The sequence below is a fragment of the Mycolicibacterium sphagni genome, assembly GCF_002250655.1.
GTDB lineage: Bacteria > Actinomycetota > Actinomycetes > Mycobacteriales > Mycobacteriaceae > Mycobacterium > Mycobacterium sphagni.
The window spans coordinates 115,116-130,364 of sequence record NZ_NOZR01000006.1; the positions used below are offsets into that span (position 1 = coordinate 115,116).

General features: G+C 64.7%; 19 protein-coding genes. 8 read left to right on the plus strand and 11 right to left on the minus strand.

Annotated elements, in window-relative coordinates:
* Positions 1-60: 60 nt before the first annotated feature.
* Positions 61-990 (plus strand): TauD/TfdA dioxygenase family protein, encoded by a 930-nt coding sequence (locus tag CG716_RS09060; protein WP_094478641.1) that lies wholly within the window; start codon positions 61-63, stop codon positions 988-990.
* Between the two features lie 5 nt (positions 991-995).
* Here the strand turns inward: CG716_RS09060 and CG716_RS09065 are convergent, their stop codons facing one another.
* A complete protein-coding gene (locus CG716_RS09065; RefSeq protein ID WP_094478643.1) occupies positions 996-1,928 on the minus strand; it encodes a hypothetical protein in 933 nt (310 codons plus the stop codon).
* Between the two features lie 44 nt (positions 1,929-1,972).
* Here CG716_RS09065 and CG716_RS09070 point away from each other — a divergent pair, with 44 nt between their 5' ends.
* Entirely contained in the window at positions 1,973-2,755 is a 783-nt protein-coding gene (locus tag CG716_RS09070; protein WP_207760611.1) for an adenylate/guanylate cyclase domain-containing protein, read from the plus strand.
* Between the two features lie 116 nt (positions 2,756-2,871).
* Positions 2,872-3,954: an IS110 family RNA-guided transposase gene (locus tag CG716_RS09075; RefSeq protein WP_165774078.1), complete on the plus strand. Its 1,083-nt coding sequence runs from the start codon at positions 2,872-2,874 to the stop codon at positions 3,952-3,954.
* A gap of 306 nt (positions 3,955-4,260) precedes the next feature.
* Here CG716_RS09075 and CG716_RS09080 read toward each other — a convergent pair whose 3' ends face one another.
* The gene (locus tag CG716_RS09080; RefSeq protein WP_094478649.1) at positions 4,261-4,419 is read right to left on the minus strand and encodes a hypothetical protein; all 159 of its coding nucleotides are present in this window, start codon (positions 4,417-4,419) and stop codon (positions 4,261-4,263) included.
* A gap of 38 nt (positions 4,420-4,457) precedes the next feature.
* Here CG716_RS09080 and CG716_RS09085 point away from each other — a divergent pair, with 38 nt between their 5' ends.
* Complete coding sequence (locus tag CG716_RS09085; protein WP_094478972.1) at positions 4,458-5,138, plus strand: guanylate cyclase; 681 nt, start codon at positions 4,458-4,460, stop codon at positions 5,136-5,138.
* Between the two features lie 8 nt (positions 5,139-5,146).
* On the opposite strand, the gene CG716_RS09090 is transcribed toward CG716_RS09085, so the two are convergent.
* The 4 genes from CG716_RS09090 to CG716_RS09105 are packed head-to-tail and all read right to left on the minus strand — an operon-like array spanning position 5,147 to position 7,674.
* Positions 5,147-5,455 (minus strand): hypothetical protein, encoded by a 309-nt coding sequence (locus CG716_RS09090; RefSeq protein ID WP_133066898.1) that lies wholly within the window; start codon positions 5,453-5,455, stop codon positions 5,147-5,149.
* A 5-nt stretch (positions 5,456-5,460) separates the two neighbouring features.
* Positions 5,461-5,988 (minus strand): DUF1942 domain-containing protein, encoded by a 528-nt coding sequence (locus CG716_RS09095; protein ID WP_094478653.1) that lies wholly within the window; start codon positions 5,986-5,988, stop codon positions 5,461-5,463.
* A gap of 20 nt (positions 5,989-6,008) precedes the next feature.
* Positions 6,009-6,407 carry a VOC family protein gene (locus CG716_RS09100; RefSeq protein ID WP_094478655.1) on the minus strand — a complete coding sequence of 133 codons (399 nt, stop codon included), beginning with the start codon at positions 6,405-6,407 and terminating at the stop codon, positions 6,009-6,011.
* A 40-nt stretch (positions 6,408-6,447) separates the two neighbouring features.
* Positions 6,448-7,674 carry a sensor domain-containing phosphodiesterase gene (locus CG716_RS09105; RefSeq protein WP_094478656.1) on the minus strand — a complete coding sequence of 409 codons (1,227 nt, stop codon included), beginning with the start codon at positions 7,672-7,674 and terminating at the stop codon, positions 6,448-6,450.
* A 286-nt stretch (positions 7,675-7,960) separates the two neighbouring features.
* Here CG716_RS09105 and CG716_RS09110 point away from each other — a divergent pair, with 286 nt between their 5' ends.
* Both CG716_RS09110 and CG716_RS09115 read left to right on the plus strand, forming a co-directional pair.
* Positions 7,961-10,666 carry a winged helix-turn-helix domain-containing protein gene (locus tag CG716_RS09110; RefSeq protein ID WP_234817768.1) on the plus strand — a complete coding sequence of 902 codons (2,706 nt, stop codon included), beginning with the start codon at positions 7,961-7,963 and terminating at the stop codon, positions 10,664-10,666.
* A gap of 137 nt (positions 10,667-10,803) precedes the next feature.
* Positions 10,804-11,382: a TetR/AcrR family transcriptional regulator gene (locus CG716_RS09115; protein WP_094478660.1), complete on the plus strand. Its 579-nt coding sequence runs from the start codon at positions 10,804-10,806 to the stop codon at positions 11,380-11,382.
* Positions 11,383-11,386: 4 nt separating this feature from the next.
* Here the strand turns inward: CG716_RS09115 and CG716_RS09120 are convergent, their stop codons facing one another.
* The gene (locus CG716_RS09120) at positions 11,387-11,617 is read right to left on the minus strand and encodes a hypothetical protein (RefSeq protein ID WP_094478662.1); all 231 of its coding nucleotides are present in this window, start codon (positions 11,615-11,617) and stop codon (positions 11,387-11,389) included.
* An 82-nt stretch (positions 11,618-11,699) separates the two neighbouring features.
* Positions 11,700-12,053 carry a VOC family protein gene (locus CG716_RS09125; protein WP_094478664.1) on the minus strand — a complete coding sequence of 118 codons (354 nt, stop codon included), beginning with the start codon at positions 12,051-12,053 and terminating at the stop codon, positions 11,700-11,702.
* Between the two features lie 82 nt (positions 12,054-12,135).
* Between CG716_RS09125 and CG716_RS09130 the strand changes: the two genes are divergently transcribed.
* Positions 12,136-12,603 (plus strand): PPOX class F420-dependent oxidoreductase, encoded by a 468-nt coding sequence (locus tag CG716_RS09130; protein WP_234817769.1) that lies wholly within the window; start codon positions 12,136-12,138, stop codon positions 12,601-12,603.
* A gap of 15 nt (positions 12,604-12,618) precedes the next feature.
* Here CG716_RS09130 and CG716_RS09135 read toward each other — a convergent pair whose 3' ends face one another.
* The 3 genes from CG716_RS09135 to CG716_RS31225 all read right to left on the minus strand — a co-directional run bounded on the left by CG716_RS09135 (position 12,619) and on the right by CG716_RS31225 (position 14,527).
* Positions 12,619-13,608 (minus strand): LLM class flavin-dependent oxidoreductase, encoded by a 990-nt coding sequence (locus tag CG716_RS09135; RefSeq protein ID WP_094478666.1) that lies wholly within the window; start codon positions 13,606-13,608, stop codon positions 12,619-12,621.
* Positions 13,609-13,756: 148 nt separating this feature from the next.
* Entirely contained in the window at positions 13,757-14,275 is a 519-nt protein-coding gene (locus tag CG716_RS09140) for a hypothetical protein (protein WP_133066899.1), read from the minus strand.
* Positions 14,276-14,449: 174 nt separating this feature from the next.
* Complete coding sequence (locus CG716_RS31225; protein WP_337360770.1) at positions 14,450-14,527, minus strand: type II toxin-antitoxin system RelE family toxin; 78 nt, start codon at positions 14,525-14,527, stop codon at positions 14,450-14,452.
* Positions 14,528-14,759: 232 nt separating this feature from the next.
* On the opposite strand from CG716_RS31225, the gene CG716_RS09145 reads away from it, so the two are divergent.
* The gene (locus CG716_RS09145; RefSeq protein ID WP_094478670.1) at positions 14,760-15,236 is read left to right on the plus strand and encodes a nitroreductase/quinone reductase family protein; all 477 of its coding nucleotides are present in this window, start codon (positions 14,760-14,762) and stop codon (positions 15,234-15,236) included.
* Positions 15,237-15,249 lie beyond the last annotated feature (13 nt).

The window sequence follows — 15,249 nt, forward strand, 5'->3', positions numbered from 1 at the left end:
ACCGATCATAGATACCGTAGACGATTGACTACACAGTCACTTGCCAGCAAGGAAGCCGACATGGCCACAATCACCACCCATCTGCCCACGATCACCAAGCTCAGCAGTCGCATCGGCGCACGCGTCGACGGAGTTCGACTCGGCGCGGACGTTCCCCCGGAGACCGTGGCGGCCATCAACGAGGCGCTATTGCGGCACAAGGTGATCTTCTTCCGCGACCAGCACCACCTCGATGACGCCCAACAGCAAGCCTTCGGTCAACTTCTCGGCACGCCGGTGGGGCATCCCACCATCCGGCACGTCGACGAGGACAAAGCACTAATCCAGCCGATCGACTCCGAGTGGGGCAAGGCCACTCAGTGGCACACCGACGTGACCTTCACTACCGACTACCCGAAGGCTTCGATCCTGCGGGCGGTCACTCTGCCCCCGTACGGCGGATCGACGCTGTGGGCCTCCACCGTCGCCGGCTACGATCACCTTCCGCCATCGTTGAAGGCCATGGCCGACGATATGTGGGCCCTCCACAGCAATGCGTTCGACTACGCCGCCGCCCCCGCATCGATGGCCGGAGCCGCCTCCGGCGCCACCACCAACACCGCCAACGTCAACTCGTTCAGCGCACCGGACTTCCGCACGGAACATCCGGTGGTCCGGGTGCACCCTGAAACCGGCGAGCGATCCCTACTGCTCGGGCTCTTCGTACGTCAGCTGCTCGGCGTCGACCCCTACGAGTCGGCTACCCTCTTCGAGATTCTGCAGCGGCGAATCACCAAGCCAGAGAACGTGATTCGGTGGAACTGGGAAAGCGGCGACGTTGCCATCTGGGACAACCGCGCCACCCAGCATCGCGCCATCGACGACTACGACAACCAGCGCCGCGTGATGCACCGCGTCACCCTGGCCGGCGACGTCCCGCAAAACGTGAATGGCGAAACCAGCCGAGGCATCGGCGATGCCAATCGCACCGGGCAGCCGGTGCTGGCATAAAGGAGCTATACCAGCACCGGCACCGTGCTGTGGCGCTCGTCGGTGAGGATCTCGAACATGGCCCGACGAGACGCCACCAGTTCCGCGTCAACTCCGTTACCCGACAATGTGATTCGGCAGTCCGCTAGTGCGGTGTTGTAGCAGTACTTCGGTTTGCCGTTGGTGTCGGTGTAGGTCAGCCCGATGACGTCGTCCGGCTCGGCGCTGATCTCTCCGCGCAGCTCGAAGCCGTCGGTCCGCCCACTGAACGACCAGCGGAACGGCTCGTAGGACCCCCGGGTGTGCCGGGCTGCCAGCACCGTCCGCACTGCGACGTCCCACCCGGCGTGACGCAGCACGAACAACGTCGCCGCCGGGAGCCGCAGCGGCCCGACGGCGGCGTGCGCGGTGACGACCTCGAGGCTCGAATTCGGTTGGCCGTCGAATCCGCACACCTGGCCGAAGGCGTACGCCGGGGTGTGCCTGCTGCCCCAGTTGTGGTTCACGCTGCCGGTCCAGTCCTTGATCGCGACGTGTGACTCGCCCAGCGCGACGGAGCCGTCGAAGCGGGCCAGCGGGTGGCGCACCATGGTCTTCGCGGTCGGGAACCTGGCCTTGTACCCGCGGTCGCTGAGCAGTCTGACCGCCCGCTCTGCGCCGGGGGCGATGGCGAGATCCCAGGTGGCCCCCTCCAGCACTCCCTGAGCGTGCACGTCGTCGATCACCGAGTCGGCGATCCTGGCCGACCACGGATCGGACAGGTAGTCGGCCGCCGTCACCGAGTGCGGCACCTTGAGCGCGCGATTGCCGCTGCCGTCCGGATCGAACAGCATCACCCACACGTCGGCCACCGGTTCACCGGGCACGGGTAGAAGCAGGGTCCAGCGCAACCAGATGGCCTGCGCCCGATCCGGGTGATTGGCGCGAATGAATCTGCTCTCGTAGTAGGGAGGCATCATCAGTTCAGGATTCCCGACCGGAGGGCGGCGCAGGAGTGGGTTGGATGATCGCGGTGGCGATATTGGGTCTGCTGGCCGTGGCCGAGGCCGTCGCGCTGCTCGTGCTGCGCGCACGGTTGCAGGCCAGCCAGCACGAAGCCGAGCAACTGCGCGCCCGTCTCGACACCCGCAACATGCTGTGGACCGGCGGCAGGGAGGCGGTCAAGACCGTGTGGCAGACCGCCAACCTGGTGCGTACCCAGGGGTTCGGCGGTGCGGTGCGGTCCTCGATCGAGGAACTCGCTGACTGGGCCGACGTTGAGCGACCGGACCTGGCCCGGCTGGCTCCCGACGGCAAATTGGTGGTGATGTTCTCCGACATCGAAGAGTCCACCGCGCTCAACGAACGCATCGGTGACCGAGCGTGGGTCAAGCTCATCGGCAGCCACGACCGGCTGGTCCGGCGACTGGTCAAGGCCCACGACGGGCACGTTGTCAAGAGCCAGGGCGACGGGTTCATGGTGGCCTTCGGTGATCCCACCGCCGCGGTGAGATGCGCGGTGGCGATGCAACGAGAGTTGGAGCGTGACGCGAAACGAGCCCGGCACAACAGCATTCGAGTACGGATCGGGATCCACATGGGTAAGTCGGTGCTGCGCGGCGACGACGTATTCGGCCGCAATGTAGCGATGGCCGCCCGCGTGGCCGGCCAGGCTGACGGTGGGGAGATCCTGGTCAGCGAGTCGGTACGTACCGCGGTCGGCGATCAGCAGACCTTCGATCAGGGCCGCGACGCCGAGCTCAAGGGGTTCAGCGGCACCCACCGGCTCTACGCGGTGGCCGCCTAGACGGTATGGAGGCTGACTTGAGGCCGAAGGCCTCGGGCTGCAATCGGACGTGGGTTGCCGGTGTCGAGTGAACACTCGCACCAGTAGAGCCACAGTTGCAGATCAGGAGGCCTCCGGTGAGTTTTAACGGTACGAGTGTGGGGTTGGACGTGCACGCGCTTTCGGTGGTTGCGCATGCTGTCGATGAGGAAACGGGTCGGGTCGAGCGGGCACGGTTGTGTCCCGATCACGGCGAGATTCTGGCTTGGTTGCACCGGCTGCGTGGCCCGGTGCGGGTGGCCTATGAAGCCGGGCCGACGGGGTTCGGGCTGGCGCGGGCGTTGGCCGCTGCACAGATTGACTGTGTGGTCGCCGCGCCGTCGAAGTTGATCCGCCCCGCGGGGGATCGGGTCAAGACCGATGCCCGGGATGCCGCGCATTTGACCCGGCTGCTGCGGTTGGGTGAGGTCACCGCGGTCACGGTGCCCGAGGCCGACGTGGAGGCGGTGCGGGATCTGGTGCGGGCTCGCGAAGATGCCCGCGCGGATTTGATGCGCGTTCGGCACCGGTTGTCCAAGCTGCTGCTGCGCCAGGGCCGGGTGTATTCGGGCGGGCAAGCCTGGAATGGCGTGCACGAGACCTGGCTGCGTCGGCAACGCTTCGACGATGCCCACACCAGAGCGGCCTTCGATCATTACTTCGATGCGGTACTCACCGCCACGGCTGCTCGAGACCGCCTTGACGAGCAGATCGTCACGGTGGCGGCGTCACCGCGATGGGCCGATCAGGTCGACCGGCTGGGCTGTTTGCGCGGAATCTCGGCGTTGACCGGGTTGGCGTTGACGGTCGAGATCGGTGACTGGACGCGCTTCACCGGGTCTTCGATCGGTGCCTACGTCGGCCTGGTTCCCACCGAGTACTCCTCGGGTGCCTCCCGGGTGCAGGGTTCGATCACCAAGGCCGGCAACGCCCACGTCCGGCGGTTGTTGATCGAGTCGGCGTGGCATCACCGGGCGGCCTATCGCAATCCCGGGCCGACGATGCGGGCCCGCTGGGCCAAGGTCGACCCGGCACTCAAGGATCGCGGACATGCCGGCAACCGGCGCCTGTACCAGCAGTGGTGCCGGTTCAACGAGCGCAAGAAGCCACATGTCGTTGCCAACGTCGCGGTCGCCCGCCAGCTGGCCGGGTGGTGCTGGTCGCTGGCGACACTGAACTAACGGCCCATACCCGAAACTTGATCGGAGTCGATTGGTTGACGGCGAGGTAGGCGAACTGGATCTGCGTTACAGCTATGAGCCACAACAGTATTCACTGAATATTGATGTGACGCCCGTCCCTAGAGAGCAGCCACCGTTCGCGCCGAACCATCGTCTTGCGGTACCCAACCCGCGTATATCAGTCTGACACCACCGTCGTTGACCAACGACCGCCGCAACACCGACTGGCACCGATCAAACGAAAGCCGCTCCGGCATCAAAACCGGGGCGGCTTTCACCTGCCTATTGACAACGGGTGCCTACATATCAGTTGTTGGCGGCCTCGGCGTGGCGCTGATGCAGCCGTGCCCGAATCTCGTCGGGCGTGTACGCCTTGCGGCGGCGCTGGTCCCGTGCGACGAGTACGCCACCGGCGACCACGCCGGCGGCACCGGCCAGCCCAATCCACTTCCAGATGCCACGCATGCCGACCAGACTAAGCTGCCCTGGTGAGTGAGCACACCGTGTCATTGACACAGGCGCTGAACGAGACCCGCACCGGTGATGTCTGGCTGTTTCGCGGTGGGTCCGGCCCGGACCGGGCGATCCAGACCCTGACCAACGCACCCGTCAACCATGTCGGTATGACGGTGGCGCTCGAGGACCTGCCGCCGCTGATGTGGCATGCCGAGCTCGGCCACAAGCTGCTCGATCTGTGGACCGGCACGAATCACCGCGGGGTGCAGCTCAACGACGCCCGAGCGGCCGTCGAGCAGTGGCTGGGGCAATACGGCCAGCGCTGCTGGCTACGCCAGCTCAGCCCACAGGTGACCCTCGAACACGAAGACCGGATGCTGGAGGTGATCGCCCGGATGGACGGCACCCCGTTTCCGTCCACCGCACGGCTGACCGGCCGCTGGCTGCGCGGCCGGCTGCCCACGGCCAGCGACTGGACTCGCGGAATACCGTTCGTGCACAAGAAAGTTCGCGAGTCAGCCGAGCGACACAAGGCCGCCGAGCGTGAACTCGGGCTGCAGACGGCCTATTGCGCCGAAACGGTCGCCATCACCTACGAGGAGATGGGCCTGTTGGTCACCGAGAAGAACGAAAACTGGTTCGACCCCGGGCGCTTCTGGAGCGGGGACACCCTGCCACTGGTGCGGGACTACCAGCTCGGCGACGAAATCCAGGTCATCGCAGACTGATTCACCGCTCAGAACCCGATGCCGCCGCCGATACCGACGGGGGCCTGTTGACGCGGGCAGGACAGATCGACGTAGACGGTGGTCGCCGACGACGACTCCCCGGGCGAGCTGTCCGGGTTGTGGATGGCCACCACCCGGCACGATGACAGCGGGGCACCGGTGTTGCCGTCGACCCAGTTGATCGCCACGATATAGCCCTGCGCCTGCAACTCGTCGATAGTGGCCTGAGCCGTGTCAGCCGAAGCACCCGAAGCGAACACGATCGGCGCCGCGGCGGCGCCGATGAGCGCCGCCAACCGTCCGAGAGTGCGTCGCATGCCCATTACCCCGACGCCCACACCGCCAAGACCTTGCCCTTGGGGTCGCGGAACATGATCCCGGTGATGGTCTGACCCTTCGGGACGTCGTAGGCGACGTGGGCGGCGATCCGCTGGCTCTGCGCCAGCTGGCCTGAGGTGATCCCCGGCTGGACGGCGCCGACGGCGGGGGCGATATTCGACCCGTCGGCGGCCCGCGCGACGAACCAGAAGCCGTTGTAGGTGGTCGTCCCGGTCTTGGCGACGATGGTCACATCGACGGCGAACATCGTGCCCTTGGCAGGAACGATCTGGGCGTCGGGCGGCACCGGCTGCAGGTTGTCGACGGTATAAGTCGCGATCGACCCGTCCGAGGAGGCTACGTCGACCGGAGTCCCGTAAGCGACCGCCTGCTGGGTAGGCGGCGCCGGCGACGTGGCCGCCGCGCTGCTGGTGGATTGTTGAGCGGGCGAGCCCGATCCCCCGCACCCGGCAGTGATCAGCGCGATGGCGATCGTGCCGGCAAGCACTCTGGACACCCGAATTCCCCGCATTTTCGGAATGTTAGCGCGGATCAGACCCCGAATTTGGCGCGGGCCACATCGGTTACCGGGGTGAACAGGTTGACCAGGTTGCCGTCCGGGTCGCGAAAGAGCAGCGCGCGGTTCCCCCACGGCATGGTCGTCGGCTCGGTCACGACCTCGCAGAGGTGGTCGCGCAGACGCTGGTAATCGGCGTCCACGTCCTCGACGATGAACTCCAAGATCGCACTGCGATTGGCGGCCGGCTCAGCCGAACCGGCGGCGAACAGGGGCACCGTCTTGTCGCTACCGATCGCGAGGGTGCCGATGCCCGTCGGAATCTCGGCGAACAGCTCGTTTCCCCACACTGCCGCGACCCCAGTGACCATTTCGTAGAACTCGACGAGCCGTTTGACGTCAGCGGTGATGATTCGCGTCGAAATGAAATTCATGCGGCACAACCTAGCTGCCGCCCCCGACAAGACACCTGACTCAGAGCAGCCGGTCAAGCAGCGGCCTGGCAGCTGCGGTCACCCGCCCGTGGTCGAAGGTGATCACCATGTCGTACTTTCGTTTCCCGGCGCCGACGGAATGCATTGCGGGACTGGGCCGCTCGCGAGCAACCAGCCCGCACGCGGATTGCGTGCCCAGCACCAGGATCGTCGAGACTCGCAGCAACGGGTCATCATGAGCCAGTGCCACGCTCCTGACCCGAGGCCCCAGATCCCTCGCCCGGTTCCGGCCGAAGACGGCCACCAGCGGCGACCGTTCGGCGACGTTCGAAAAAAGCCGCTCTGCCTCCGGCTCCCACTGCTCGTCTGACTGCAGGGTCGCCAGCACGATCGGGGCGTTAGGCGCCGCCGCCGCGATACCGCCGATGTGCTGCGCCAGGGCGTTCACCGTTTCCTTCCGCACGATCCGGGTGGGCAGGCCGGCAATGGCGGACTCCATCGTCGACGGGTAGGCGGCCGAGGGCGACGGTGTGCGCCTGGCCGGCCAGGTGAACGGCTCCGGCGTGCTCGTCACCTGCCCGGGCGCGCCGAACCAATTTCCCTGCCCCAGCGTCGCACCGTAGGCCAACGCCTGTTCGAGATGGTCGGCTGTCTCGATACCTTCCGCGCAGATGACTGCCCCGGTGCGCTCATGGTGGGCGACGATCGCTGCCACGGTACGGGCGTGCATTCGGTCCGGCTGGCGCTGGACCAGCCCCATATCGAGCTTCACGATGTCAGGCGCGACGACATCGAGCAGGGCCACCGAATCGTGATCGGAGCCAACATCGTCCAGCGCGACCGCAAAACCGAGGGATCGCAGTGCGGCGACCTTGCGCAACAGGGCGCGCGGACTGGCCAGCAGTCCGCGTTCGGTGATTTCGAACGTCAGTCGAAATGCTGCGGCGGCGCGCCTGACGTCGCGCTCGATAGTGGGATCGACCGTTGCGGTCGCCGGCTCGCAATTGACCAGCAACAGGGTCCCGGGCGTGTAATCGCCGTGCAGCGCGCCCCGGACCGCAGCGCGGATGCACACCTGATCGAGAGCCTCGAGTTGGCCGGTCCTCGCCGCCCGACTGAAGACATCGATCGGAGCGGGGTTATTCAGCGACGGCCAACGTGCCAGCGCCTCGTAGCCGACCACTGCCTCGCTAGGTAGTTCCACGACCTGCTGAAAAGCCGCGACGAGGCCCCTCCCGGTAATGGCCTCGTCGATGGAGTCGGTCATGACGTCCTCAGGGCTGGTTGGGCGGCCAACCTGCCCGCGCGAGTGAAAGCCGATACGTCAAGTTAGCTGCGGGGATGACGTTTGACCGATCCGCCACCCGCTTTGCCCACCGGGACTACCCGAACACCGAGCAAACGACCTTTGAACTCACTAGGAAAGGGCCCAGGTGTTGAAGGACAGGAATTATCTGACATCATCGAATTGACCGGCACGCGAATGGCGGCTGGATCCATCGCCCAACGGGAGGCCACGCCGGATGCAGCCGAGGAGGCAGTCCGCTCCGGTCGTGTCAACCAAATTGCGGGCCCCGGCCTTGGATGACGGGCTCATCACGCGTGAGCGCCTCATCGATCTGTTGCACGCTGGCCGCGCCAAGCGCCTGGTATTGATCCACGGTCCAGCGGGTTTCGGCAAGACGACGTTGGCCGCGCAATGGCAGCGGGTGCTAAGCGCCGAGGGTGTGCCGGTCGCCTGGATCACGCTGGGCCGCGACGACAACGACACCACGTCGTTTCTCGGTCACCTCGTCGAAGCTGTTCGCCGAGTGGAGCCGACGGTGGGCGCCGATCTGGCCGGGCTGCTGGAACAGGAGTCCAACGATACCGAGCGGTATGTGCTGGCCGAGCTGGTCAATCAATGCGCCGATTTCGGACGTCCCCTCGCCGTCGTCCTGGACGACTGGCATCTCATCGAAAGCTCAGGCGCCACGGCCGCATTGGAGTTCCTGCTCGATGTCGGACCTGACAACCTGCATCTGATCGTGACGAGCCGGACTCGGGGGCCGGCCATCGGCCGCCTCAAGGTCGGCAAACAGGTGCACGAGATCGACGCCACACAACTTCGTTTCGACCGCCAGGAGTCGGCGGCATTCTTACTTGAGCTGAATGACCTGGACCTCACCGGTGACGACGTGCACACGTTGTGGTCCAGCACCGAGGGCTGGGTGGCCGCTTTGCAATTGGCCACGCTGTCGCTGCGCAACAGCCCGGACCCGGGCGCGCTGATTCGCGACTTCTCCGGCCGGCACAACTCCATCGGGGACTACCTGGCCGAAAACGTCCTCGACACACTGCCGCCCGATTTGCTCGAGTTCCTCGTCACCACCTCGATCTGCGAACGCCTCTGCGGCGGGCTGGCCGCCGCCGTCAGCGGCCACCCCCGCGGGCAGGCCATCCTCGAGGAGCTGGAACAACGCGACCTGTTCCTGCGGCCGCTCGACGACAACCGCGAATGGTTCCGCTACCACCACCTGTTCGCCGGATACCTGCGTCAACGGCTGGAACGCGATCACGGCGACAAGATCGTTGCCCTGCACCGCAACGCATCTGCCTGGTTCGCCGATCACGGACTCCTCAGCGAGGCCGTCACTCACGCACTCGCCGCCGGCGATGGGCACGCAGCGGTGGATCTGGTTGAGCAACAGTCGATGTCACTGGTCGAACACAGCCGGATGGCCAGCCTGTTGGGGTTGGTGAACAAGCTGCCCAAGTCGCTGCTGAGCGATCGGCCGAACCTGCACATCGCTGTCGCCTGGGCCAATTGCCTGTTGCAGCGCAGCGCGCAGGCCCAGGTCTCACTCGACCTCGCCCGTGCCGCACTGGGTTCGGCGCCCGACAGTAGCGGCGTCCTGGGGGAAATCGACGTCGTACAGGCGTGTATCGACGTCTACGGCGACCGCATCGACCGAGCGGCAGATCTCGTCGCGCCGTGCCTCGAGGAGAATTCCGGATATCGGCCGTTCCTCGTGGCGGTATCGGCCAACATCCGCACCTTCGTCGACATCCACACCTTCGACTACGAGGCCGCCGAAGCACGCCAGCGCTGGGCTATTCCCTTCCACGAGAGCGCCGTTGGACCATTCGCCGGCGTGTACGGACGGTGTTTCGCGGGCCTGGCCTCGTTCGCCCGGCTCGATCTCGTCAGCACCGAGAGGCGCTATACCGAGGCCAGGGAGCTGGCAGAGCAAATGGCCGGGCAGCACTCCCACGCGGCCCGGCTTGCGGGCGCCTTGCTGGGCAAGCTGCACTACGAATACGGGGATATCGACTCTGCGGAAAAGCTTTTGGAGGAGTGCCACGAACTCGGGGCGGAAAGCGGTGTCGCCGATTTCATGATCGCGACGTACGGCACGCTGGCCCGCATCAAGGTCCTGCGCGGCGACATCGAGGAAGCCATGACCCTTCTCGAGGAGGGCCTCGAGGCAGCACAACAGCTTTCGATGCCTCGGCTCTCTGCGGCACTGCACAGCGAGAGCCTGCGCCTGCACCTTGCGGTCGGCGACATCGCCCGCGCCCAGGACGCACTCGCCGCCAGCGCCAAGGATGTCACCAGCGGCCGTGATGGGATCGCGACAGCCGTGCGGTATTGCCACCTCGGGATGCAGGCCCGACTATCGCGCGCCCAGGACGACTACGACGGCGCGATCCGGCTGTTCACGGCGATGCAGAAGGAAAGCAGGGCGCTCGGCTGGCGATACTCCGAGGTCGGCGCGACTCTCAAGCTGGCCAAAGCTCTCTACGTCCGCGGAGATACCGAAGCCGCAACCGAAACACTGGTCCCCGCACTGGTTGCGGGCGCGCGATCGGGTCTGGTCCGTACAGTCATCGACAGCGGCCCGGAGGTCCTGGCGATGATCGCGTCACTTCGTGAGGCCAGCCGGACGAGCCGACATCCCATCGGGGTTCCCGAGGTGCCCCCCACTTATCTCTCCCGCCTCCTGGCCACCGCTCACGCCGACTCCCGCAGCGCAGCGATTCCCGTGATCGCCCGCGTCGCCGATCGATCGCCGCTGCCCGAAGAGCCGCTCAGCGCCAGGGAAATCGACGTCCTACGACTGCTGGAAAGTGGCCTGTCGAACAAGCAGATCGCGCGCAATCTCGGGGTGACCATCAATACCGTCAAGTGGTATCTGAAGAGCATCTACATCAAGCTCGGTGTGGGCAAGCGCGGTGAGTCGATCGCCGAAGCGCGCCGGCGGCACATCCTGGACTGAGCAGCACGCAGTATGCCGAGCGCGCACCTCCGGCGCCTGTGCTGGCAGAAACCGCGACTTTTCGGTAATTGACGGCTTTAATAATAATTACTGCGCAGTCTGGGGGGACGGGCGAAGGAAACCGGGGGCACGAAGCAATGGGCGAAGCAGACCGCGACGTCATCGTCGACACCGCACTCGAGCTCTTCATCAACCAGGGATACAACGCGACGACCCTGGACGACATCGCGGCTGTGCATCACCTTCAGCCCGGTTTGCTCGCCGCCGAGTTCCCGCACAACGAATCCTTCATCTTCGCCGTCGCCGACGCCATCTTCGCCGGCGTCTTCGAAGAACTGGCCAAAGCGCAGGGGGAAGACCTTGTGGAAGACCTGCGGGCCGCTCACCAACGGACGGTAAACCGGGTCATCGCAGGGTACGGACCTGTGCCGCTACTTCGAATGCATCGCATGGGCAGGGTGATTGCTACCAATTCAGCTGTAGCGCAAGCCGTCTCGGCTCATCGCAAACAAGCGTTGACCCGAGGTTTAGCCAATCAACGGGGCGTCGCCGACGACGACCCGCAGATAGTCAAGGCCGTGACCGTGTGGTCGGCAATCATGGCCTGCACCCACGCAGCGGCCGTCCACGACCAGGATGAACCCGACGACTTCGCGACGGATCTGACGACCCGGCGCCTGGAGCGGACCTTCAACCTGGTGCGTCGAACTCAGTAGCGAATTACTGGCCCAGCAGGTGCGCGTAGGGGTCGCTCTCGGAGTCAACGGACTCGGGCATCGGGTAGTACGTCTTGATCAACAGGTTGCCGTCGTCGTCCCACGCGAATGTCTCGATGCTGTAGGCCATTTGGATGTTGGGTTCAGTGCCGAAGTGGTTCGCCCACGCCCACGCCATCTCGTTGCCGTTGACCTGCACCGTGACCATCTTGATCTTGGGGATCGAACCGAACATATCGAACGCCTCGGAGGCGGCGGCGAAGCCGTGCTTCTCCGAGCCTTCCGACTTGGAGCCTTGCTCATCGGGCGATTACGCCTCAGTCGTGGTGAGCGACGACGTTGATGATCGTGCCGTCGGGCGCACGAACGAAGAACCGGCGGACGCCCCAGGGTTCCGTCGTGAGCGGGTGAACGATCTCATAGCCGCTTTCCATGGCTTCTGTGTAGGCGGCCTCGACGTCGTCGGTGTGGACGGAGATGACCGAGTCCTCGGGTGCCGTCGAGTCCTTCGTGACCAGCTGAACGTGCGCTCCGGTGTCAGGATCGGTGTACCGGGCCACCCAGCCGAGGTTGAACTCCTCGTCGGTCAGCCCCAGGAAGCCCGTGTAGAAACCCTTGGCCGCCTGGATGTCTGGAACGGACAGGTTGGTTGTGATGCGTTTGACTCGCATGACTGCATTCTGCTGGCATGATCCGCCTGGTGAGTACCGAATCCGGTCTACTAGGCGGGGCGGGTCCGATCCCGTCAGCGCGATGCTGGACACGCGCGGCGCCAGCGGCTACAACGTGGTTGTGATGAAGGGACAGTTCATGCCCAAGCCCCTGCCCGAAGGTCTCATCGGTCTTCTCCGCAAGGCCAGCCCGTGCTTCGTTGCCACTCTTATGCCCGACGGCTCGCCCCAGCTGACGCAAACGTGGGTCGACACCGACGGTGAGAACATCGTCCTCAACATCGTGGAGGGGATGCAGAAGGCGAGAAACCTGGAGCGAGATCCGCGAGTCGCCATCAATATTGTTGACGGTGAGGATGTCTCGCGGTTCTACGCGGTGCGCGGGCGAGTTATTTCCACAACCACCGAAGGTGGACGCGAAAGCATCGATGCCATCTCGCAGAAATACCTCGGCATCCCGTACCCCAATTTCAGCGGCAACCCCAACGAAACCAGGCTCATCGTCACAATCGGCGCGGACAAAGTGACGCTGCCGCCTGGCGAGGGTTAACCACGCCGACTGGCGCTAGCTGCCGATCCGCGCAAAAGCCGTGAGTTCCCGGGCGACATCGGGGCCCGAGGGGGTGTACATCACCTCCTGGTAGCCCGCCTCCGCGAGTCGGGTAAGCCGCTCGATGATCAACGTCGGGTCACCGATACTCATCGTCAACGCCTCTGAGGTTCGACTTTCAACATCAAGGTGTTGGAGCAGCGGGACATCACGCTGGGAAAGGTGCGTGACGTGCCCTTCAAAAGTCAGCAGATGACGCTCCTCCTCGGGCGCGAGCGCCTCAAGTGAGTTGCGCCAGGCCGCTCCACCAGGCAAAACGTCGACTGCCGCTGCACCGCCGATGGTGTAGGCGATGTGCCACGGGATTACGCCCCATGGCCCAACGGCGTGGAGCGCCCGGTCGGAGCGTGGGTTCTCATCGACGTCGAGGACCGTGCCAGCCATCATGGTCGCGGCAGGCAACGTTGGATGCGGCGGCCCGATGATCCCATCTGCCACTTCGTGCGCCCTCTCATTGCCGCGTGGACCCGTGACGCTGAGCCACAACGGAACCCGTACCGGCCGAGCCGCCGTCGTGCCCGGCCAGTGCAGCATCCGCACAGGTTTGCCATCGATGACGACTGTCTCTCCAGCCAGCACGCGCCGCAGGGAGCCGACATAGTCCAACAGCGCCCCTAGCGTCATCGGAGACTGGCCCAGTGTCCAGCGAGCCGTCGCGCCGGTGCCGAAGCACGCGCGAAATCGATTACCGGAGATTCGAGCGATGGTCGCGATACCTGACGCCATTGTCATCACCGAACGCTGAGACGGTATGAGCACCGCGGTAGCCAAACCGATTCGCGTCGTGCGGCGAGCTGCTAGCGCAAGGTGGACGAATGGGTCCTCCCATAGCGGCGCAGAATCGAATATCCACACTCTCGCGTATCCCAACTCCTCCGCCAATACCGCCAGGTCGGCGAAATCAGGTCCGGGAGGCAGGCCACAGGAGAGCTCGATATCGATCATGTCGATAGATTGAACAGGACCGCAGCAGCCTGCTGTGTCTACTTCGGCATCTGGACGAGTGTGGGCGCTGTGCACGGAACCCAATAGTGCAGAGCCGACTACACGTTGAACCGGAACTCGACGCGGAGCCGATCCCGCTGTCTCAGGATCAGGCCTGAAGCAGTTTGAGCGCCTCCAGGTATCGGTCCTTGGCCGCTGACGCCTGCGTTTGGATGAACGTCGCGGCCCCGCCCGTCACGAGCGAACTCACACCGATCCCGATATCTGCGACAAGCTCGACGGCAGCGTGATCACCTGCCGACAACCGGATTATGCAGACTACGAGGGCGACGACCGCCGCACATGCGAGCACAAGGACGAGAGCTTGAAAGACCGCGTAGAACGCGTATTGCGTTCGGGCATAAAGGGCAAGCTGGGCGTCCCGAACATCGGCGAGCACCGCATTAACCCTGTTGTCGATCGCCTCCCCGGAAACAGCGACACCCGGCGTTCCCCCCTCTAGGCGCAGTTCGGCGGGAAGGGGTTGAACTACGACGTTGCCCGAATCAACTACGACGTCGGCCGAATCGGCCTCATGTCTACTTTTGGCCACCTTCTGGTAGGCCGCTTTGAGAGCCATCTGTATGGCGGCGTTGCTGAGAGCTGGATTTAGTACCTCGACGATCAACGACAACTCCTTAGAGAGACGTGTTGACGAAGCAAGCTGGCGAAACCAAGCAAAGGTTAGACCACGCAGCGACGGTCGCCGGATACATTCATAAGACTGCTCCCCCGCCGGGCTGTTCGCAGCCTACCCCTTGCTTGTAGACGTTGATCCGAACCGGAACTCGACCGAATTCGGTCATCGATAAACGTCACGACGATGCGCGATGTGGATGACGCGCACCACGACTCGGTCATCGAGGATCTGATAGATCACCCGGAATTCACCCGTCGCGCCGAGTATCGGCCCTCCAGTTGACCCCGCAGCGGCTTTGCAGATCGCGCGATTTTCCGACGTTCACCGGAATCGACTACACCTGAGCCGGAACTGCACCATCCGTCGGCTATGCCCACTGGTTGTGGGTGCGATCGCACGGGATTAGCGCGATGATCATGGCGGCGGGCGTCGAGATCGAGGGTTTGGAATCGAGGGTTTGGAGGAGTAAGCGGTGGAGTACACCCGGAGTGGAAAGGCCTTCCTGGCGGTCGGAAATGTCCTGAAACGCCCCGCGATGCGTCCGGTGACTCGCGCATTCAGCACCATGCACGCGTGGGCCTACCGGCTGACCAAGGGCCGCGCCCAGAGTTCGAAGTATCCGACGATGCTGCTGACCGTCACGGGACGAAAGAGCGGCAAGCCGCGCACGGTACCGGTCATCTACATCGAAGATGGCGATCGGTTCGTCATCGCCGCGGCCTATTCGGGCAGCGACACGGATCCGACGTGGTGGCTGAATCTTCAGGCCAACCCCGAGGCGGTCGCGCGAGTCAGCGAGACGACAACGCGTGTTCGAGCCACGGTGGCCACGACCGAGGAGCGACCCCGGCTATGGGAGAAGCTGGTGGCGATGTATCCGTACTTCACCGATTATCAACAACGAACGAGCCGTTCGATACCGGTGGTCGTCCTGACCCCCATCCCCTAGCTCCGCCGCCACC